The 18,697-nt window shown below is 69.4% G+C and carries 21 protein-coding genes and 1 tRNA gene; 11 read left to right on the top strand and 11 right to left on the bottom strand.

The annotated features are described in order from the left end of the window. Positions 1 to 7: 7 nt before the first annotated feature. Together ACP2AH_RS01675 and ruvX are read right to left on the bottom strand one after the other, a co-directional pair. The gene (locus ACP2AH_RS01675; RefSeq protein ID WP_425104240.1) at positions 8 to 940 is read right to left on the bottom strand and encodes an AEC family transporter; all 933 of its coding nucleotides are present in this window, start codon (positions 938 to 940) and stop codon (positions 8 to 10) included. Between the two features lie 23 nt (positions 941 to 963). Continuing rightward, positions 964 to 1,446 (bottom strand): Holliday junction resolvase RuvX, encoded by a 483-nt coding sequence (ruvX, locus tag ACP2AH_RS01670; RefSeq protein ID WP_244376862.1) that lies wholly within the window; start codon positions 1,444 to 1,446, stop codon positions 964 to 966. Between the two features lie 118 nt (positions 1,447 to 1,564). Between ruvX and ACP2AH_RS01665 the strand changes: the two genes are divergently transcribed. Beyond that, positions 1,565 to 2,269 carry a metal-dependent hydrolase gene (locus tag ACP2AH_RS01665; RefSeq protein WP_425104239.1) on the top strand — a complete coding sequence of 235 codons (705 nt, stop codon included), beginning with the start codon at positions 1,565 to 1,567 and terminating at the stop codon, positions 2,267 to 2,269. A 7-nt stretch (positions 2,270 to 2,276) separates the two neighbouring features. Here the strand turns inward: ACP2AH_RS01665 and ACP2AH_RS01660 are convergent, their stop codons facing one another. Next, a complete protein-coding gene (locus ACP2AH_RS01660; RefSeq protein WP_425104238.1) occupies positions 2,277 to 3,200 on the bottom strand; it encodes a MarR family transcriptional regulator in 924 nt (307 codons plus the stop codon). A gap of 112 nt (positions 3,201 to 3,312) precedes the next feature. On the opposite strand from ACP2AH_RS01660, the gene ACP2AH_RS01655 reads away from it, so the two are divergent. The 5 genes from ACP2AH_RS01655 to ACP2AH_RS01635 all read left to right on the top strand — a co-directional run bounded on the left by ACP2AH_RS01655 (position 3,313) and on the right by ACP2AH_RS01635 (position 6,219). After that, positions 3,313 to 3,639 carry a hypothetical protein gene (locus ACP2AH_RS01655; RefSeq protein ID WP_425104237.1) on the top strand — a complete coding sequence of 109 codons (327 nt, stop codon included), beginning with the start codon at positions 3,313 to 3,315 and terminating at the stop codon, positions 3,637 to 3,639. A gap of 25 nt (positions 3,640 to 3,664) precedes the next feature. Beyond that, positions 3,665 to 3,967 carry a hypothetical protein gene (locus ACP2AH_RS01650; RefSeq protein WP_425104236.1) on the top strand — a complete coding sequence of 101 codons (303 nt, stop codon included), beginning with the start codon at positions 3,665 to 3,667 and terminating at the stop codon, positions 3,965 to 3,967. A gap of 180 nt (positions 3,968 to 4,147) precedes the next feature. Continuing rightward, complete coding sequence (gene gatC, locus ACP2AH_RS01645; RefSeq protein ID WP_371345920.1) at positions 4,148 to 4,435, top strand: Asp-tRNA(Asn)/Glu-tRNA(Gln) amidotransferase subunit GatC; 288 nt, start codon at positions 4,148 to 4,150, stop codon at positions 4,433 to 4,435. Positions 4,436 to 4,440: 5 nt separating this feature from the next. Next, a complete protein-coding gene (gene gatA, locus ACP2AH_RS01640; RefSeq protein ID WP_425104235.1) occupies positions 4,441 to 5,922 on the top strand; it encodes an Asp-tRNA(Asn)/Glu-tRNA(Gln) amidotransferase subunit GatA in 1,482 nt (493 codons plus the stop codon). Between the two features lie 3 nt (positions 5,923 to 5,925). After that, positions 5,926 to 6,219 carry a chorismate mutase gene (locus ACP2AH_RS01635; protein ID WP_244376855.1) on the top strand — a complete coding sequence of 98 codons (294 nt, stop codon included), beginning with the start codon at positions 5,926 to 5,928 and terminating at the stop codon, positions 6,217 to 6,219. A 47-nt stretch (positions 6,220 to 6,266) separates the two neighbouring features. Here the strand turns inward: ACP2AH_RS01635 and ACP2AH_RS01630 are convergent, their stop codons facing one another. The 3 genes from ACP2AH_RS01630 to ACP2AH_RS01620 form a co-directional block, all read right to left on the bottom strand. Beyond that, positions 6,267 to 7,409, bottom strand: a complete 1,143-nt coding sequence (locus ACP2AH_RS01630; protein WP_425104234.1) for a glycosyltransferase family 2 protein — start codon at positions 7,407 to 7,409, stop codon at positions 6,267 to 6,269. 90 nt (positions 7,410 to 7,499) lie between these two features. Further along, positions 7,500 to 7,742: a DUF6455 family protein gene (locus tag ACP2AH_RS01625; protein WP_425104233.1), complete on the bottom strand. Its 243-nt coding sequence runs from the start codon at positions 7,740 to 7,742 to the stop codon at positions 7,500 to 7,502. A 108-nt stretch (positions 7,743 to 7,850) separates the two neighbouring features. Then, positions 7,851 to 9,545 (bottom strand): L-lactate permease, encoded by a 1,695-nt coding sequence (locus ACP2AH_RS01620; protein ID WP_425104232.1) that lies wholly within the window; start codon positions 9,543 to 9,545, stop codon positions 7,851 to 7,853. 421 nt (positions 9,546 to 9,966) lie between these two features. Here ACP2AH_RS01620 and gatB point away from each other — a divergent pair, with 421 nt between their 5' ends. Both gatB and ACP2AH_RS01610 read left to right on the top strand, forming a co-directional pair. Further along, complete coding sequence (gatB, locus tag ACP2AH_RS01615; protein ID WP_425104231.1) at positions 9,967 to 11,460, top strand: Asp-tRNA(Asn)/Glu-tRNA(Gln) amidotransferase subunit GatB; 1,494 nt, start codon at positions 9,967 to 9,969, stop codon at positions 11,458 to 11,460. Continuing rightward, a complete protein-coding gene (locus ACP2AH_RS01610; protein ID WP_425104230.1) occupies positions 11,457 to 11,954 on the top strand; it encodes an N-acetyltransferase family protein in 498 nt (165 codons plus the stop codon). Before gatB ends, ACP2AH_RS01610 begins: the two co-directional genes overlap by 4 nt. Before the next feature lie 12 nt (positions 11,955 to 11,966). Here ACP2AH_RS01610 and ACP2AH_RS01605 read toward each other — a convergent pair whose 3' ends face one another. Further along, entirely contained in the window at positions 11,967 to 12,722 is a 756-nt protein-coding gene (locus ACP2AH_RS01605) for a hypothetical protein (protein ID WP_425104229.1), read from the bottom strand. Between the two features lie 198 nt (positions 12,723 to 12,920). Here ACP2AH_RS01605 and ACP2AH_RS01600 point away from each other — a divergent pair, with 198 nt between their 5' ends. Together ACP2AH_RS01600 and ACP2AH_RS01595 are read left to right on the top strand one after the other, a co-directional pair. Further along, entirely contained in the window at positions 12,921 to 13,634 is a 714-nt protein-coding gene (locus ACP2AH_RS01600) for a glutathione S-transferase N-terminal domain-containing protein (protein WP_425104228.1), read from the top strand. Positions 13,635 to 13,783: 149 nt separating this feature from the next. Next, positions 13,784 to 13,875: transfer RNA gene (locus tag ACP2AH_RS01595), tRNA-Ser, on the top strand. 72 nt (positions 13,876 to 13,947) lie between these two features. Here the strand turns inward: ACP2AH_RS01595 and ACP2AH_RS01590 are convergent. Both ACP2AH_RS01590 and ACP2AH_RS01585 read right to left on the bottom strand, forming a co-directional pair. Further along, positions 13,948 to 14,199, bottom strand: coding sequence for a helix-turn-helix domain-containing protein (locus ACP2AH_RS01590; RefSeq protein ID WP_425104227.1), 252 nt, complete (start codon positions 14,197 to 14,199; stop codon positions 13,948 to 13,950). A gap of 6 nt (positions 14,200 to 14,205) precedes the next feature. Continuing rightward, the gene (locus ACP2AH_RS01585) at positions 14,206 to 14,772 is read right to left on the bottom strand and encodes a hypothetical protein (protein ID WP_425104226.1); all 567 of its coding nucleotides are present in this window, start codon (positions 14,770 to 14,772) and stop codon (positions 14,206 to 14,208) included. Positions 14,773 to 14,854: 82 nt separating this feature from the next. Between ACP2AH_RS01585 and ACP2AH_RS01580 the strand changes: the two genes are divergently transcribed. Then, positions 14,855 to 15,226: a chlorophyllide reductase gene (locus tag ACP2AH_RS01580; RefSeq protein WP_425104225.1), complete on the top strand. Its 372-nt coding sequence runs from the start codon at positions 14,855 to 14,857 to the stop codon at positions 15,224 to 15,226. A 36-nt stretch (positions 15,227 to 15,262) separates the two neighbouring features. On the opposite strand, the gene ACP2AH_RS01575 is transcribed toward ACP2AH_RS01580, so the two are convergent. Further along, positions 15,263 to 15,964 (bottom strand): response regulator, encoded by a 702-nt coding sequence (locus tag ACP2AH_RS01575; protein ID WP_425104224.1) that lies wholly within the window; start codon positions 15,962 to 15,964, stop codon positions 15,263 to 15,265. Next, positions 15,961 to 18,684, bottom strand: a complete 2,724-nt coding sequence (locus tag ACP2AH_RS01570) for an ATP-binding protein (RefSeq protein ID WP_425104223.1) — start codon at positions 18,682 to 18,684, stop codon at positions 15,961 to 15,963. The genes ACP2AH_RS01575 and ACP2AH_RS01570 overlap by 4 nt, the downstream gene beginning before the upstream one ends. Positions 18,685 to 18,697: the final 13 nt, after the last annotated feature.

Below are 18,697 nucleotides of genomic sequence, written 5' to 3'. Positions count from 1 at the left end.
CTTTCCCTCACAGATGGGCGACGGCGGCGATCACCAGCGGCATGGTGACGGCGGCGAGCAGCGTCTGCACGGTGAGGATTTCCGCCAGCAGCGGCGCGTCGCCGCCCATCTGCCGCGCCAGCACATAGCCGTTCGGCGCCGAGGGAACGGCGGTGGCGACCGCGACGACGAGCAGGTCGATTTCGCGCAGGCCGAGCATGAGGCCGATGGCCACGCCGAGGGCGGGCAGCACCGCCAGCTTGACGAGGCAGGTGAAGCCGGTGGCAAGGCGCGGGCGGCGCAGATTCTCCAGCCGCAGCCCGGCACCCACGACCAGCAGGCCGAGCGCCAGCGAGGAGCGGCCGAGAATGTCGCCGAAGGTCATCAGCACCGCCGGCACCGGCAGGTGCAGCGCGTTGATCAGCGCGCCGATGCCGCACGACCAGATGAAGGGGTTGCGCAGGATCTGCAGAATCAGCGCGCGGTTGCTGGCGGCGCCGTTCTCGCCATGGCGCGCCAGCACGATGACGCTGAGCGTGTTGAGCACGGGAATCATCACCGCCAGCCCCACGGCGGCCACCGCCAGCCCGCGCGGGCCGGCGAGCGAGCCGGAAATGGCAAGGACGATATAGGTGTTCCAGCGCAGCGCCCCCTGGAACACCGAGGTGTAGCTCGGCCCGGCAAGGCCGAGCGCCCGGCACAGGGTGGGGCGGGCCAGCGACAGCACCACCCCGACGATGGCGATGGCGCCGAGCAAGGCGGTGGACACTTCCAGCACCGCCACCTCGCCAAGGTCCGCCCGGGCGATGCTGACCACCAGCAGAGCCGGGAACAGGATGAAATAGGTCAGCCGTTCCAGCGCGATCCAGTGCGAATCCTCGGGCAGCAGCCCGCGCTTGAGCACCGCGCCGAGCGCGATGATGAGGAACACCGGCACCAGCGCGCCGAGCACAGCGGACATGTCGGCCGGCTCCCCTGAACAGTTCAGCCCGGCCCGGCGAGGAAGCGCAGCCGGTCCAGCGCCCCCTGCAGGATGAAGGCGGCAGCCTGCTGGTCCACCACTTCGGCGCGACGGGCACGGCTCATATCCATGGCGATCATGTCACGCTCGACGGCGGCGGTGGACAGCCGCTCGTCCCACAGGATGATCGGCAGCTCGGTCAGCCGGGCGAGGTTGCGGGCGAAGGCGCGAGAGGATTGCGCGCGCGGGCCTTCGCTGCCGTCCATGTTCACCGGCAGGCCGAGCACGATGCCCACCGCGCCCCGCGCGGCGCCAAGCGAGAGAATGCGCGCGGCATCGGGGGTGAACTGCTTGCGGGCGATGGTTTCCACCGGGGCGGCAAGCCGCCGGTCGGGATCGGACGAGGCGACGCCGATGGTCTTGGTGCCGAGGTCGAGCCCGATCAGCCCGCCGCGGGGCGGCAGGAGCGGGGCGGCATCGGTGATGGTGAGGATCGGGGCGGCCATGGCGGCATCGCCTAGCATGGCCGCGCGCGCCGCGCCATCGCGGCGGGCGGCCCGGGCTTGTGCGGGCGGGTTCCTGCCCTATCTTCCCCGCGCTCCCTGCAATGAAAGAGGCACGTCGATGAAGATCACCTGGTTCGGCCACGCGGCGTTTCGGCTCGATTTCGCCGGCACCTCGGTTCTGATCGACCCTTTCCTGACCGGCAATCCCGCCTTTACAGGCGATTTCGGCGCCGCCATCGCCGGTGTGTCGCATGTGCTGCTGACCCATGGCCATGGCGACCATGTCGGCGACACGGTGGCCATCGCCCGCATCAATGAGGCGACCGTGGTGGCGAATGCCGATCTCGCGAGCTGGCTCGGCCATCAGGGCGTCGCCAAGCTGGAGCCGATGAACACCGGCGGCACCATCCATCAGGACGGCTTCACCGTCTCCATGGTGCGGGCGGACCATTCCTCGGGAATGATGGAAGAGGGGCGCACGATCTATCTCGGCAATGCCAATGGCCTCATCGTCAAGGCGCCGGGCGAGCCCACCGTCTGGCACATGGGCGATACCGACATCTTCTCCGACATGGGCCTCATCGCCGAGCTGCACAAGCCGGATGTGGTGATCGTGCCGATCGGCGACCGCTTCACCATGGGGCCGGAACTCGCCGCCGTGGCGGTGTCGCGCTATCTCGGCGGGCTGACCATCATCCCCGCCCATTACGCCACCTTCGGCCTGCTGGAGCCGGGCGCCGAGCGCTTCGTGTCGCTGGTGGGCGAGGAAGCGACGGTGGTGGTGCCGGACAAGGGCGTGCCGGTGTCTCTGTCGCGGGGCTGAGCCGGCGTCAGGCGGCTTCGCGGGCGTCGAGGGCGGCGATGCCGGCGCGCACCGCCACCATCTGGCGGACCAACGCGACGGCGATGAAATGCTCCATCGCGTCCATCAGCTTGGGTTCGGGCAGCACGCCCGGACCGCGCGCGCCCTCATCCTCCACGCGCCGCACCAGCCCCAGCGCGGTGGCTTCCTGCACGATGCCGACGACATGCGAGCGGGAGATGCGGAAGGAGCGCGCCAGTTGCGAGATCGACAGCGGCGGGCCGTTGAGCCCGGTGCCGAACAGCGCCAGCGCGATCAGCAGCCCGCCATCCCGCTCGGCAAAATGGCCGATGGCGGGAATGTCGAGCGCCGGGCGCCAGCCCGCGCGCAGCGGTTTCAGGAGAGTGCGCACGAACGGCACGAGGAAGACCGGGTCGTCGATGTGCTGCAGCCCGCGCTCGCCTTCCTCGGGCATGACGAGGGCGAGCGTGTGGAGCATCGTGCGCCAGCGCTCACGGTGGATCGCCATCAGCTTCTCGGTGACGACGAGCCGGCGCCGGCGCCCGTCCGCATCCGGGGCGGGGGCGATCATGCCGAACACCCGGAAGGCGGCGAGGATGGCGCTGACGCGGCCGGGGCTGCACAGTTCGAGCGCCACCGCCTCGTTCTTCAGCCGGCCGGTGGTGAGGCCGGGGGCGCCGGGCTCCTCGAAATGCATGTCGAGAATCAGCAGCGCCAGCACGAATCGGCCGCGATCATTCAGCAGCCGGGTCAGCAGCACATTGCCGCGATAGGCATCGCTGAGCGAGACCGCGGCCTGTCGCGCGATCCAGGGAAAATCCGGGCGGGCCCTTAGCCGGGCGCGTTCCTGTATCTCGCCGGGCATCAGCGTCGCCCAGCGGCAAACGGGGGAATCGACGGAGCGGGTCGTGGCCGAACTGCGCGCAACCATTCTTCTCCTCGTGGGCATTCGGTTCGACCAATAATCGACATTGCGGGAGGGCTCAAATGGACCAATGTACCGTTCGGGTCTCTGGGCGAGATCCTGAACAGGATGTGATCATATGAGCCTCCCCTCTCGCTTCGTTCCGCTCGCGCGGCGCCTTGTGCCGGCTGCCTTCTGCGGCGGGTTGCTGGTCGCTCTCGCCGTGGGTGGCGCCGCCCCGGCCGAGGCTGCCGTCGTCTATTGCACTGGACCGGGCATTCCGGTCGGGTGCGTGGTTCGTCCGACTCCCTATGCCGCGCCCGCGGCCCGCGCCGCCGTCGCCTGCACGCGCCCGGGCTATCCCGTCGGGTGCACCGCCGGGGCGAATGTCAATGCGCGCGCTGTCGCCCGGCCGGGTCCGGGCGTCAACGTGAACGGCGGTGTCAACCGCGCGGGCGTGCGCTGATCATTAGTGTACCATGGAGACTGTCATGAAGCTTGCGACCTTTGCCCGCGTGGGCGGGCTTTCCACGGCTGCCTGTACCGCACTCGTGCTGCTGGCCGGCGGCGTGGCCCAGGCCGACCAGGCCGCCGGCAATGCCTGCGCCGCCTCGCTGACCGCCGATGGCAAGGCGATCTATTCCGCCGTGATGGCGGCCGGCGACAGCGGTGACCTGCGCACCATCGTCACCGACACCACCAAGTCGCTCGCCATGTCCGGCCAGATCGACCGCGGCAATGCGCGCTCCAACGCGCAGGCGGCGGCGCAGTGCCTGGAGCAGGCGCGCTCCTGACGCCCGGCGTCACAGGCGAGGGCCGGTCGCCGCGCGCGGCCGGCCCTTTGCTTTGGCGGGCGGGCTCGCCCGGCCTCCGAATCCCCGGCCGCTTGAGCGCGAGCGCAGTGCCGCGCGTTGCGGGGCGCGGTGCGTGCCTGCTATACGGCGCGCATCGGTTTTAGCGGATTGGGAATTCGGATGTCGGTCGATCAGGCGACGGTCCGGCGGGTGGCGCATCTGGCGCGCATCGCCGTGACAGAGGACGAGGTGGCCCACCTCCAGGGCGAGCTCAACGCCATCCTCGCCTTCGTGGAACAACTCGGCGAAGTCGATACGGACGGCGTCGAGCCGATGACCAGCGTCATTCCCATGACCCTGCCGCTGCGGGCCGACGTGGTGAGCGACGGTTTCTACGCCGAGCGCGTGCTCGCCAACGCCCCGGCGGCCGAGGATGGATTCTTCGCCGTCCCGAAAGTGGTGGAGTGAGCCTTATGACCGATCTCACCCGCCTTTCCCTCACCGCCGCCCGCGAAGGGCTTGCCGAGGGCCATTTCACCGCCACCGAGCTGACGCAGGCCTATATCGGCGCCATCGAGGCCGCCGGGGCGCTCAACGCCTATGTGCTGGCGACGCCGGAGAAGGCGCTCGCCATGGCCAAGGCCAGCGATGCCCGTTACGCCAAGGGCGAGGCCGGGCCGCTGGACGGCCTGCCGCTCGGCGTGAAGGACAATTACGCGGTGGAGGGCGTGCGCACCACGGCCGGCTCAAACATCCTCAAGCACTTCGTGCCGCCCTATGAATCCACCGTCACCTCGCGCCTGTGGGGCGATGGCGCGGTGCTGCTGGGCAAGCTGAACCAGGACGAGTTCGCCATGGGCTCCTCCACCGAGACGAGCGCCTTCGGCCCGACGGTGAACCCGTGGCGGCGCAGCGGCTCGACCCAGCCTCTGGTGCCCGGCGGTTCTTCCGGCGGCTCGGCGGCGGCGGTGGCGGCGCATCTGTGCGCCGGCGCGGCGGGCACCGATACCGGCGGCTCGATCCGCCAGCCGGCGGCCTTCACCGGCACGGTGGGCATCAAGCCGACCTATGGCCGTTGCTCGCGCTGGGGCATCGTCGCCTATGCCTCCTCGCTCGATCAGGCCGGGCCGATCGCGCGCTCGGTGAACGACGCGGCGTTGCTGCTGCGCTCCATGGCCGGCCACGACCCGAAGGATTCGACCAGCGTCGACCGGGCGGTGCCGGACTATGAGGCGGCGGTGGGCGCCTCGGTGAAGGGCAAGCGCATCGGCATTCCCCGCGAATACCGCGTCGACGGCATGTCGCCGGAAATCGTCGCGCTGTGGGACAAGGGCGCCGACATGCTGCGCGCCGCCGGCGCCGAGATCGTCGACATCAGCCTGCCGCACACCAAATACGCGCTGCCCTCCTACTATATCGTCGCGCTGGCGGAGGCCTCCTCCAACCTCGCGCGCTATGACGGCGTGCGCTATGGCGAGCGCGTGCCCGGCCGCGACATCGTCGAGATGTATGAGAAGACCCGCGCCAGCGGCTTCGGCGCGGAAGTGCGCCGCCGCATCATGATCGGCACCTATGTGCTCTCGGCCGGCTATTACGATGCCTATTACCTCAAGGCGCAGAAGGTCCGCACGCTGATCAAGCGCGATTTCGAGACCGTCTTCGCGGACGGCATCGACGCCGTGCTGGCGCCGGCCACCCCGTCGCCGGCCTTCGGCATCGGCGAGAAATCCGGCGCCGACCCGGTGGCGATGTATCTGGAAGACGTGTTCACGGTGACGCTGAACATGGCCGGCCTGCCCGGCATCGCCGTGCCGGCGGGGCGCTCGGCCGAAGGGCTGCCGCTCGGCCTGCAGCTGATCGGCCGGCCGTTCGGCGAGGAGACGCTGTTCTCGCTCGGCCAGGTGATCGAGGAGGCCGCCGGCCGCTTCGAGGTCTCCGACCGCTGGTGGGAGTGAGCCATGCCGCGCCTGCCCGCCAATGAGCGTTCGCTGGCGCCGTTCCGCGCCGAGATCGACGCAATCGACGCCGAGATCGTCGAGCTGCTGGCCCGGCGTCTGGAGGTGGTCAAGCACGTCATCGCGGTGAAGAAGGTGGAAGGCCTCGCCGCCTTCCTGCCGGAGCGGGTGGAGGACGTGATCGACAAGGTCAGCGCCCATGCCGAGACCAAGGGCGTGCCGCCCGAGCTGGTGGAAAAGCTCTGGCGGCAGCTGATCGAATGGGTGATCGCCTATGAGAATGAGCGGCTGGGCTGAGAGCCCCGCCGCTCAGGCCTTCCGGGCGTGCCGCGCTCGCGATGGCTTTAACGGGCGAAGAAGCGGCGCAGCAGCGCCTCGCCGCTCATCAGGCGCTTGCGCCAGGACACGGTGAGCCGCCGGCGCAGCAGCGTGACATAGGCTTGGGAAAGGTCGGCGGTCGAGTTGCGCAGCCGCGCCAGCTCGGATTCCAGCGCGTTGCGCTCGTCCACCAGCGCGCGCAGCGTCGCCACCGACATTTCCCCGCCGGCCGCCGTGGCGGCGTTGACCACCTGGTCGCTCAGCGCCGCGCGGTCGATGAGGTTGTCCAAGAGGCCGGCAAGCTCGGCATAGGGCTGGGGCACGGCGAGTTCCGGCCAGGCGAGCACGCCGCGTCGCTCGGTGAACGGGCGGTGGTGGCTCTTCGCCGCCATGGCCGGCGGCAGATAGGCGTCCAGCACCGGCGCATTGGCGCTGACATGAAAGCCCGGCTCCTGCTTCAGCGCGTTGACCGCGGCCACCGCCTGGCTGGCCATATGGGCCTTGTAGTCGCTCCGGCTGCGCCAGCCGACATAATGCTTGAGGCATTTGCTGACGATCTGGTCGGGCGAGCGCACGGCGAAATGGGCGAGTTCGACCCCCGCGAGCCGCTGCACCGGCACGCTCGACCCGCCGAGCAGCAGGGCGTGGTTGCCCTCGACATAGGTGAGGGAAGGATCGGCGAACAGCGACGCCGGGGCGATGGCCTTGAAGATGTGGCCGGCCGGCGGTTCCAGCGCGGTGGTCAGGCGCACCAGCGGATCGCGGATCGACATGTCGTCGCCGGGCGTCCAGCAATAGAACAGCGCGCCGACTCCGGCCGCGACCCCGTGCGGAACGGCAGCGAGGCTGGCCTCGAAGGCGGCCCGGTCGGGCGCGCAGATCAACTCGTCGGCGTCGAGGGGGACGATGAAGTCCCACCCGCCCTGCGCGGCCACCTGGTGCAGCAGGGCCGTGGTGCGGCGGCTCTGGTGAAAGCCGCCGGTCCAGCCGTCATCGACCAGAGTGAAGGCGGAGGATTCCGCCGCGAGGCGGCGCAGGATCTCGCTGGTATTGTCGTTGGATCGGTCGTCGACGACGAACATATGGTCGACGAAGTGAAGATTGTGCCGCACGAAGCCTTCGATGATGTCGGCTTCGTCCTTCACCAGCGAAATGGACGCAATACGCATTCGGGTCACCTCGGCCAACGGTATGCGGCCGGACGTGACTGAATAGCAAAGCCGCCGGGCGGGGTCGACCAGCGGCGCCGTCTTGGGGAGCTATTCGGCTTTCCAGAGATTGAACTGCCCGGCGTTGCGGCAGAAGCTGGGAACCGGCGCGGTTTCCTCCTGCGTCTCGAACCAGCGGTGGCATTCTTCCGAATCGCGGCAGCCGAGGCAGCGCTGGGCGGCGGCCCGCACCTCCTGCGGGACGGCGGCGGACAGGGCCGCGAGGTCCACGCCGGCATGGTCCGCCATGGCGCGGAACAGCGCGAGGCGCTCGTCAATCGTATCGACATCCATGGCGTCTCTCCTTGTTGGCGGAGAGAGGGTGCCGGCGCGCGGGCGCGCCGGCCTTGATTTCGCGCAAGGCACGGGGCCGGAGCCGCAAGGCGGCCCCGGCGCGGCGGCTTAGCGCCCGACCAGAGGATCGGTGAGGCCGACGCCGTAGAAGCCGACCAGCAGCAGCGTGCCGGCGACCACGAGATAGTACAGCGTCGGCAGGATGGTGATGCGCAGCGTCGCCCCTTCACGCCCCAGCAGGCCGACGGTGGCCGAGGCGGCGACGACATTGTGGATGGCGATCATGTTGCCGGCGGCAGCGCCGACCGACTGGCCCGCCACCATCAGCGCCGAAGAGATGCCGAGCCCCTGCGCCACCGAGAACTGGAACTGGCTCAGCATCAGATTGCTGACCGTGTTCGAGCCGGCAAGGAAGGCGCCGAGCGCGCCGATGGTGGGCGCGAAGAACGGATAGACCGCGCCGACCTGTTCCGACACCCATTCGGCCACCAGCACCGGCATGCTGTCGAGATCATTGGCGTTGACGCCCGAATTGATCATCACCCGCACCATGGGCACGGTGAAGATCAGCACGAAGCCGGCGCCGATCAGCGTGCCGCTGCTCTCACGCACCGCCGCGCCGAAGCCGGACAGCGACATGCGGTGCAGGACCACGGTGATGAGGCAGATGATGACGAGAAGCCCGCCGGGGGAGAACAGCAGCGGGAAATCGCCATTGATGCCCTGCTCGCCGAACAGGTTGGTGAAGCTCAGCGTCGCGGATTTCAGCGCGTTGCCGACCGCCGGCACCATGCGGCTCACCACCAGCACCAGCGCCAGCAGCACATAGGGCGCCCAGGCCAGAGCGAGCGGGATGGTGCGCTTGGCGAGGCTGTCGAGGGTGATGTCGAGCTGGCCGAACCATTCCTTCGGCCATTCCGAGGCGGGGGCGAAGTCCCAGGAGGTCTTCGGCACCAGGAAGCCGGCGCGCGCCGCCAGCGTCATGATGCCGAGGCCGATGAGCCCGCCGAGCAGCGAGGGGAATTCCGCGCCGAGGAAGGTCGCCGCCAGCACATAGGGCACCGTCATGGCGAAGGCGCCGAGCAGGGCGAAGGGCAGGGCGGAGAGGCCCTCGGTCCAGGATTTGTTGCGGCCGAAGAAGCGCGTCATCACCATGATGAGGAACAGCGGCATCAGCGTGCCGCAAATGGCGTGGATGACCGCGACTTCCGTGGTGATGAGGTGGAAGAAGGTCGCCCAGGTCGAGCCCGCCTGCGTCAGCTGCGCGGTGATCGCCGCCTGGTCGAGCCCGGTCTGCACGCCGACGATGAGCGGGGTGCCGACGGCGCCGAAGGACACGGGCGTCGACTGGATCATCATGCCGAACACCACCGCCGCCATGGCGGGGAAGCCGACCGCCACCATCAGCGGCGCCGCGACCGCCGCCGGGGTGCCGAAGCCCGAGGCACCCTCGATGAAGGAGCCGAACAACCAGGCGATGAGGATGACCTGCACGCGCCGGTCCGGGCTGATGGAGGTGAAGCCGGCGCGGATGGTGGAGATGGCGCCGGAGTGCTTCAGCGTGTTGAGCAGCAGGATGGCGCCGAAGATGATCCAGAGCAGCCCGGCGGTCTGCAGCAATCCCTGCAGCGTGGAAGCCATGACACGGTTGGCGCTGACGCCCCAGAACAGCAGCGCGATGACCACGGCCATCGCATAGGTGATCGGCATGACGATGCGGGCGGCGATGCGGAACCCGATGAGCAGGACGCCTGCCGAGAGAATCGGCAGAAAGGCAAGGAAAGCGAGTAGACCTGTCGACATCCCGGTGTTTCCTCCTGTGTCTCCCGCCTTTGCCGCCGGGAGTACGGACGGAACGGGGACGTTGTTTGCTGGCGTTGCTCCTCCCGAGAGCGTTGGAACTGGTAAAATGTTCTTACCAGTGTCGCATTGTGGCCATGAATAAGCGAGACACATCGACGTGTCCTCTTGGTCATTGGTCTAGGAGGGGCGCACGAACTCTCCGTAAGCTCGCGGGCGGCAGGCCGGTTCCCGCCCCGGATGGAAGCGGCGAGGGGAGGCTGCCAGGGGCGCGCGTGGCGCCGGCGGGGACCGGTGGCAGGCTTCGTTGACCGTGCCTCGCCGGGCGCTGTGCGCGAAACGGTTGTCAGGACCGGCAGGGGCGGGGTAGGGAACGCACACTCCCGCGCTTTCGTGCCCGCGCACGCCAGAACAGGTCCGTCCGATGAACATGCATTCCCGCCCCGCCGACCCGAAGAAGCTGATCAAGGGTGCCACCGGCGACTGGGAGGTGGTGATCGGCATGGAGATCCATGCGCAGGTCACGTCGAACTCCAAGCTGTTCTCCGGCTCTTCCACCGAGTTCGGCGGCGAGCCCAACAGCCATGTGTCGCTGGTCGACGCGGCGATGCCGGGCATGCTGCCGGTGATCAACGCCGAATGCGTGAAGCAGGCGGTGCGCACCGGGCTCGGCCTGAAGGCGCAGATCAACAACCGCTCGGTGTTCGACCGCAAGAACTACTTCTACCCGGACCTGCCGCAGGGCTACCAGATCAGCCAGTACAAGAGCCCCATCGTCGGTGAGGGCGTGGTGCTGGTCGACACCGCCGACGGGCCGATCGAGGTCGGGATCGAGCGCCTGCATCTGGAACAGGACGCGGGCAAGTCGATCCACGACCAGCACCCGACGCTGTCCCTGGTCGACCTCAACCGTTCCGGCGTCGCGCTGATGGAGATCGTCTCCAAGCCGGACCTGCGCTCCTCGGAAGAGGCGAAGGCCTATGTGACCAAGCTGCGCACCATTCTGCGTTATCTCGGCACCTGCGACGGCGACATGGAAAAGGGCTCGCTGCGCGCCGACGTGAACGTTTCCGTGCGCAAGCCGGGCGATGATTTCGGCACGCGCTGCGAGATCAAGAACGTCAACTCCATCCGCTTCATCGGCCAGGCGATCGAGACCGAGGCGCGCCGGCAGATCGGCATTCTGGAGGATGGCGGCCGCATCGACCAGGAAACCCGCCTGTTCGACCCGAACCGGGGTGAGACGCGCTCCATGCGCTCCAAGGAGGAAGCGCATGACTACCGCTACTTCCCCGACCCGGACCTGCTGCCGCTGGAATTCGACGACGCCTTCGTCGCCGAGCTGAAGGCGCATCTGCCCGAACTCCCTGACGAGAAGAAGGCCCGCTTCGTCGCCGTCTATGGCCTCTCCGCCTATGACGCCGACGTGCTCGTCGCCGAGAAGGAGACGGCGGCCTATTATGAAGCGGCGGTGGCCCATGGCGGCACGACGCGCGACGCCAAGGCGGTGGCCAACTGGGTGATGGGCGACGTTTCCGCCTTCGCCAACGCCTCCGGCCTCTCGGTGCACGAGACCCACATTACCCCGGCGCAGATCGCCGGGCTGGTCGACCTCATTGCCGACGGCACCATTTCCGGCAAGATCGCCAAGGATGTGCTTGCGATCATCATCGGTGAGGAGAAGGATGGCGACCCCCGCGCCATCGTCGAGGCACGCGGCATGAAGCAGGTCACCGACACCGGCGCCATCGAGGCGGCGGTGGACGCGATCATCGCCGCCAACCCGGACAAGGTGGCGCAGGTGCAGGCCAAGCCGACCATGCTCGGCTGGTTCGTCGGCCAGGTGATGAAGCAGACCGGCGGCAAGGCCAACCCGCAGGCGGTCAACGACCTCCTGAAGGGCAAGCTCGGCATATGAGCGGCGCAGCGCCCGACGCACCCGAGGCGGGCGCCGTCCGCATCGAAGAGGCGACCCGCGCCGACCTGCCGTCCATCGTCGGCATTCTCGCCCGCGAGACGATGTTCGGCGTGCGCGATAGCGCCGACCCGGCGGACCTGCCGGATTATGAGCGCGCCTTTGACGCCATCGCCGCCGACCCGCGCGCCACGCTTTATGTGGCGCGGCTCGATGGGCGGGTCGTCGGCACCTTCCAGCTGGTGTTTTTCCGCGCGCTGCTGCGCCATGGCATGCTGCTCGCCCATGCCGAGGCGGTGCAGGTGGACCCGGAGGTGCGCGGCCGGGGCGTCGGCCGGGCGATGATGGACTTCGCCATCGCCGAGGCCCGGCGCCGGGGCGCGGGCTCGCTGCAGCTCGCCTCCAACAAGCAGCGCCTCGACGCGCACCGCTTCTATGAGCGCGCCGGCTTCGAGAAGCGGCTCGACGGCTTCAAGATCGACCTCTCCGGCCACTGACCACGCTCCGCCTCACGGCAGGCAGCGGGCCATGAACACGTGCCAGGCCTTGGCGCCGGTGAGGTTGTGCCGGGTCTTATAGGCCTGCCACTCGGCATTGCAGCGGTTCAGCGCCTCGCGGTCGCTCTCCTGCGGCGGGCGGGTGAGGGCGGGGGCGGGATCGGGCGCCGGTGTCGCCGCCGGCCGCGGCACGGACGGCACCGAGGTTTTCGGCGGCGGATTCTGCGGCGCGGGGGACGCGGCCTCCTTCGGCGCGGGTGGCGGCTCTGCTGGCTTGCCGTCCAGCACGCCGGTGCCGGCGAGGCATTCCTGCGCGAATTCGCGATAGGTCTGCTTGCCGGTCTGGTTCTTCGCCTTCATCTCGTTCCACAGATCCGCGCACTGCTTGATCGAGGGCTGGGCGGCGGCGGCGGAGGCGCCGGTGGGCGTGGTGTTGCGCCGGGGCGCCGGCGGGGCCGCGGGCTCATCCGCCGGCTTTGTCTCCGTGACCGCCGGCTTGGCCTCTGGCTTGGCCTCGGGCGCGGCCGGCGCCGGACTCGCGGCCGGCGCACCGCTCGCGGCGTCCTTCAGGCACTGGGTGGAGAACTCGCGAAAACTCTGCGCGCCGGTCTGGCCGGCTTGCTTCAGCGCGTTCCAGCGATCCGCGCAGACTTTCGCCGGAGAAGGCGATTCCGGGGCCTGCGCACGCGCGGGGCCGGCGAGCGAGGCTGCCAGCGGCGCGGCCAGAATCAGCGTGCCGAGCAGGCGGAACAGGACGGCTGGTTTCACGCGCACGGTCTCGCTTGGGGGAAGGCGCTCGGCGCCGGGCGCGGCAAATCTAGCCGCATCCGCCGGATGAGGCGAGCGCCCGCCGCCGAGACCCGCCGTGCGCAGTGGAAAGGGCCGCCTTGCCGCGCTTGCCAGCGGTTCGGGGCGGCACTAGTTCTGGTGTCCTGCGCCCCATGGAGGGCGAAGGGGGAGCGCCTCATGTCCCAGCTGCAGACCCGCCCGATCCAGCTCTATTACTGGCCGACGCCGAATGGCTGGAAAATCTCCATCATGTTGGAGGAGTGCGGGCTTCCCTATGAGGTCAACCCGGTCAATATCGGCCGTGGCGACCAGTTCAAGCCCGCCTTCCTGGCGCTGTCGCCCAACAACAAGATACCGGCGATCCTCGATCCCGAAGGGCCGGACGGGGCGCCGCTCTCGGTGTTCGAATCGGGCGCCATTCTGCAATATCTCGGCCGCAAGACCGGGATGTTCTACCCTGCGGACGAACGCGGGCGGGTGGAAGTGGACCAATGGCTGTTCTGGCAGATGGCCGGGCTGGGGCCGATGGCGGGTCAAGCGCACCATTTCCGCATCTACGCGCCGGAGAAGATTCCCTACGCCATTGAGCGCTACACCAAAGAAGTGCATCGGCTCTACGGGGTGCTGAACGCGCGCCTCGCCGACCGGCCCTTCCTCGCCGGCGACTATTCCATCGCCGACATCGCCTGCATCGGCTGGGCCAAGCTGTGGGAGCGGCAGGGTCAGGACATCAAGGAATTCCCGCATTTCGCAGGGTGGCTGGAGCGCGTGTTGGCACGGCCGGCGGTGAAGCGGGGCCTCGCGCTGAACGCCGAAGACCGCACCAAGATCGACTTCGCCACCGACAAGCAGGCGCAGAGCGTGCTGTTCGGCCAGCGCCCGCCCGGCTGAGCGACGCCGCCCGCGGGTGCGCGCGGGCCATCGCCGCTTGCCAAGTCGGTGGATCGGATGCGTATTCGGCCTTGACCGAGGGGCGGTGGAAACCTAGACAGGTCGCCGGCTCGCAACGCGCCGCCGCAAGGCGACCGACGCAGCCGGCTGGAGACGTGGCCGAGAGGCTGAAGGCACTCGTTTGCTAAATGAGCAGGCCCCCAAAAGGGCCTCGAGGGTTCGAATCCCTCCGTCTCCGCCATTTGGCGTCGCTTCGGCGCCGTTCGTCAGCTGTGGCGCTCCTGTCCTTCCCCCCGCCGCCATACGCCGAGGGCTATGAGCCGTCCGTTTCCGGCCTGCTTGGCGCCGCCGTGATGTCGTCATCGGCTTCATAGTGGAGGATATCGCCCGGCTGGCAGTCCAGAGCGCGGCAGATCGCTTGCAGCGTGTCGAAGCGTATGCCTTTGACCTTGCCCTGCCTCAGCAGGCTGAGATTGGCTTCGGTGATGCCGATGGATGCGGCGAGGTCCTTGGACTTCACATTGCGCCGGGCCAGCACCGCCGCGAGGCTCACTTTAATGGGCATGGCGGCTCAGACGAACTGGCTGTTTTCTTCGGCGACCAGGGCGGCTTTCTGCATCGCCCAGGCCAGCGCGGCGATGACGCCGGCGAACAGCGCCAGGATCATCACGTCGGAGCTGATGTCGAGGACGATCTGCTTGCGGCCGCCGTGCCACCCCAGCGCCAGAGTGAACAACAGGCCCGCGACCGGCTTGGCCACAGCGCTCGCCCCGGCGCCCAGCGCGAAATCGCGCAACCCGGCAATGCCCTCGGGCGCAAAGGGGTGGCCGGCCGCGAACTGCGCGAGGCAGGCGCGCAGCCGGATCAGGCCCCAGCTCAGCGGGAGGAGATGCAGCAGCGCGGTGGCGATGCCCACCAGCCGCATGGTCGGGCCGAAAGCCGCTTGAGGTGAGCCGGTCAGCCAGTAGAAAACCGCCAGCGCCGGCAGCAGCGCCGCCAGCGCCAAGGCCCCGATGTTCAAGGCGCGGAAGGCGCGACGCGCGGCCGGCGACAGGCCGATGATGGCCGCCGAACTCATGTCGCCCGCTTCGGCGGGGCTGGGCTGGCTTCTCATGCTTTCCCCCTGGGTCGGGTTCATTATGTCCCAAAATTATCGTTTGACAATAATTTTCGAAGACGTCTAGGCTTCAGTTATTGTCATACGATAATGGAGCCTACCCATGAATGCCACATCCGTTGCGCTGCTGACGCTCTCCGTCGGCCTCGCTTTTCCCGCTCATGCCACCCCCTCCACGCCCAGCGGGACGATCTCGGTCGCCCAGGTGGTCGAGCTTCTCCAGCGCGCGCCGAAGGACAATGCCGCGCGCAACGCGGCGATGGCCTATCTCGCGGGTGTCGGGGAGGCCACCGGCCTGCTGGTGGCCGAGGCGGGGCGGCGGGGCGGCGTCACGCTCACCTGTGCGCGGCCGCTCGGCATTTCCAGTGCGGCGGCGCTCGCCGCGCTTTCCAGCGTTGACCAGGCGAGCCGGGACAAAACCGCCGCGACGCCAATCCTCGTCGACGACATGCTGAGCCGCGCGGGCTGCCGATGACGGGCGCACGGCGGGCGGCCGGCGCGCCCCGCGCTCTCACCCTTCCCGCAGCCGGTAGCCGACGCCCGGTTCGGTGAGGATGAAGCGCGGATTGGCGGCGTCGTCGCCCAGTTTGTCGCGGATATGGCCGATGGCGATGCGCAGATAATGGGTGTCGTCGGCATGCGCCGGACCCCACACCGTGGTGAGGAACTGGCCATGGGCGATGAGGCGGCCGGGATGGCGGGCGAGAAGGGCGAGCACGTCGAATTCCTTGCGGGTCAGCTTCACCTCGCGCCCGTCCACCCGCACCGTGCGGCTGGCGAGATTGACGGAGAGCGAGCCCAGCACCTGCTCGGCCGGCTCCGCGCCCCGGTCGCGGCGGGCGCGCAGCAGCGCCCGCAGCCGCGCCAGCACTTCGCCGACGGAGAACGGCTTGGTGACATAATCGTCCGCTCCGGCGTCGAGCGCGGCGATCTTCTCGGTCTCCTGATCGCGCACCGACAGCACCAGAATCGGCACGCGCGACCATTCGCGTATGGCGGCGATCACCGCCTTGCCGTCCATGTCCGGCAGGCCGAGATCGAGCACCACGCAGTCCGGCGCCGAGGTGGCGGCGAGTTCGATGCCCTGCCGCCCGCGCTCCGCCTCGGTGATGTCATAGCCGCCGCTGCCGAGCGCGATGCGCAGGAAACGGCGGATCGGCGCGTCGTCTTCCACCACGAGGATGCGGGCAGGGGGCGTGTCGGGCTCGGTCATGTGCCGTCGTCGGTGGGCGCCGTGGCGAGAGGCAGGCGCAGCGCGATGGTGGTGCCGCGTCCGTTCGGCCCGGGCAGCGCGCGGGCCGTGCCGCCGTGAGCCTCCACCAGACCGCGCACAATGGCAAGGCCGAGCCCGGTGCCGGCGGGGCGCCCGTCGCCCTGGGTGACGCGGTGGAACAGGTCGAACACCTTCTCCTGCTCGCTGTCGGGAATGCCGGGGCCCTCATCGCTGATCGCGACCAGTGCCTCCGACCCTTCGGCGTGGGCCGACACGGTGATGGCGGTGCCGGGCGGGGCGTATTTGGCGGCGTTCTCGATCACATTGGTCAGCGCCTGACCGATCAGCACCGGGTCGACATCCAGCATCGGCAGGTCGCGCGGCAGGGCGATGTCGAGCTGATGGCCGGCCAGCGAGCGCGCGAGGTCGGCGCGCACCCGGCCGACGATCTCCGCCAGTTCCACCGGCGCGCGGCGGGGCGTGAGCGCGCCATGGCCGAGGCGGGTCATGTCGAGCAGGTTCTGCACATAGCGGTCGAGCCGGCGCGCCTCGTCGAGTGCGGTGCCCGCGAGTTCCCGCCGGTCGGCGCGGGCAAGCCCGTCCGGGTCCTCGGCCAGCGCCGAGACCGTGCCGATGACGGTGGCGAGCGGGGTGCGCAGATCATGGCTCACCGAGTTGAGCAGCGCCCCGCGCAACCTTTCGCTCTCGCCGGAGACGCGGGCATCCGCGAGTTCCTCGGCGAGGCGCACCCGCTCCACCGCCACCGCGACCTGATCCTCCACGGCCAGCAGCAGACGGCGGGTCTCGGGATCGAGGCTGCGGCTGCGATCCTTGAAGCGCACGCCGATGACGCCGAGCGTCTTCTCGCCCGCCGCCAGCGGCACGAACAGCCATTCGCTCATCGGCAGGGTGGCGGTGCCGGAACCGGCGGGCTCGTTGCGCTCGAACGCCCAGCGCGCCGCGCCTTCCGCGCGCGGGTCCAGCTCCTCGATGGAGGGATGGCCCTGCACCTGTTCCAGCGCGCCGGATGGGTCGGGCATGAGGATGAGCGAGCGGCAGTCCAGCGTCGCGGCGATGTGGTAGGCGCCGGCCCACAGCACATCGTCGGCATTGCCGGCGGAGGCGATCTTGCGGGCGAAATCGTACAGCGTCTCGGTGCGGCGCTGCGCCACTCGCAGCCCCTCCACCTGCGCCTTCAGCCGGCCCGCCAGCGAGCCGGTGAAAACGGCGCCGACCAGGAAGACGAGGATGGAGACGATGTCCTCGGGGTTGTTCACCGCCAGCGTGTAATAGGGCTCGGTGTAGAGCAGATTATAGGCGAGCGAGCCGAGCAGCGTCGCCACCATGGAAGGGCCAAGGCCGAAATTGGCGCCCACCACCAGCACGGCGGTGAGATAGATCGCGGAAATGGCGCCGCCGGGAATCGCGTCCCAGGCGCCAACCGGCCAGGCGACGAGGCTCGCCACGGCGGTCGCCGCCACCGCCGCCACATAGCCGCGCCAGTCGGGGTCGAGCTTCGGCCAGACGAAGCCGCCGCGCCGGGCAGGCGGCTTCGGGTCGCTGACGATCGTCACCTCGAAATCCGTCGCCGCGTCGAGCAGCCGCTCCGCCACCGGCTCGCGCAGCAGCCGCGCCAGCCGTCGCCAGCCCGCGCCATGGGTGCGCGGCCGACCGATGACGACGCGCGAGACGTTGCGGCTGCGGGCGAAGCGCAGAAGCTCGGCCACCGCGTCGGATTCGGCGTGGAGGGTGACGGTCTCCGCCCCCAGCGTCTCGGCGAGGCGCAGCGCGTCCAGCGTGGCGGCGCGCGCGTCCGCCGGCAGCGTCTCGTGCCGCGGCGTCAGCACGGTGGCCACGATCCAGGGCAGGCGGGCGCGGTCGGCCATGCGCCGTCCCGCCCGCACCAGCGCCTTGGCCACCGGCGCCTCATTGACGCAGACCAGCAGCCGCTCCTGCGTCGGCCACGGGCCCTTGACGGCGTTCGCCCGCATATAGGCGAGCATTTCCGCGTCCACCCGGCTCGCGGCGGTGCGCAGCGCCAGTTCGCGCAGGGCGGTGAGGTTGCCGCGCGAGAAGAAATTCTCCAGCGCCCGCCCCACCTGCTGCGGGACATAGACCTTGCCGTCCTTCAGCCGCTTGATCAGCTCGTCCGGCGGCAGGTCGATGAGTTCGATGCCGTCGGCACGCTGCAGCACATGGTCGGGCACGGTCTCCGCGACGCGCACCCCGGTGATGCGGGAGACGATGTCGTTGAGGCTCTCCATGTGCTGGATGTTGAGCGTCGTCGTCACGTCGATGCCGGCGTCGAGCACTTCCAGCACATCCTGCCAGCGCTTAGGATGGCGCGAGCCGGGGGCGTTGCTGTGGGCGAGCTCGTCGATAAGGGCAAGGCCCGGACGGCGGGCGAGCAGCGCGTCGAGGTCGAGCTCGCTGAGGCTCTGGCCACGATACTCGACGACGCGGCGCGGCAGCTGCTCCAGCGTGCGCAGCAGGGCGGCGGTTTCCGCCCTTCCATGGGTCTCCACCAGCGCGACAACCACATCGACGCCCGCCAACTGGCGGGCGCGCGCTTCCTCCAGCATGGCGAAGGTCTTGCCGACGCCGGGGGAGGCGCCGAGGAAGATTTTCAAGCGTCCCGGCGCGCCCCGCCCGCGCGCCTCTATCCGGGCTTCGTCGAGAAAGGCTTCGGGGGCGGGGCGTTCCTCGGCGGGGGTGGGCATGGCAGCACGCAGA

This window comes from Ancylobacter sp. (assembly GCF_965249975.1).
Taxonomy (GTDB): domain Bacteria; phylum Pseudomonadota; class Alphaproteobacteria; order Rhizobiales; family Xanthobacteraceae; genus Ancylobacter.
This window is presented reverse-complemented; position numbering and strand designations above follow the sequence as displayed.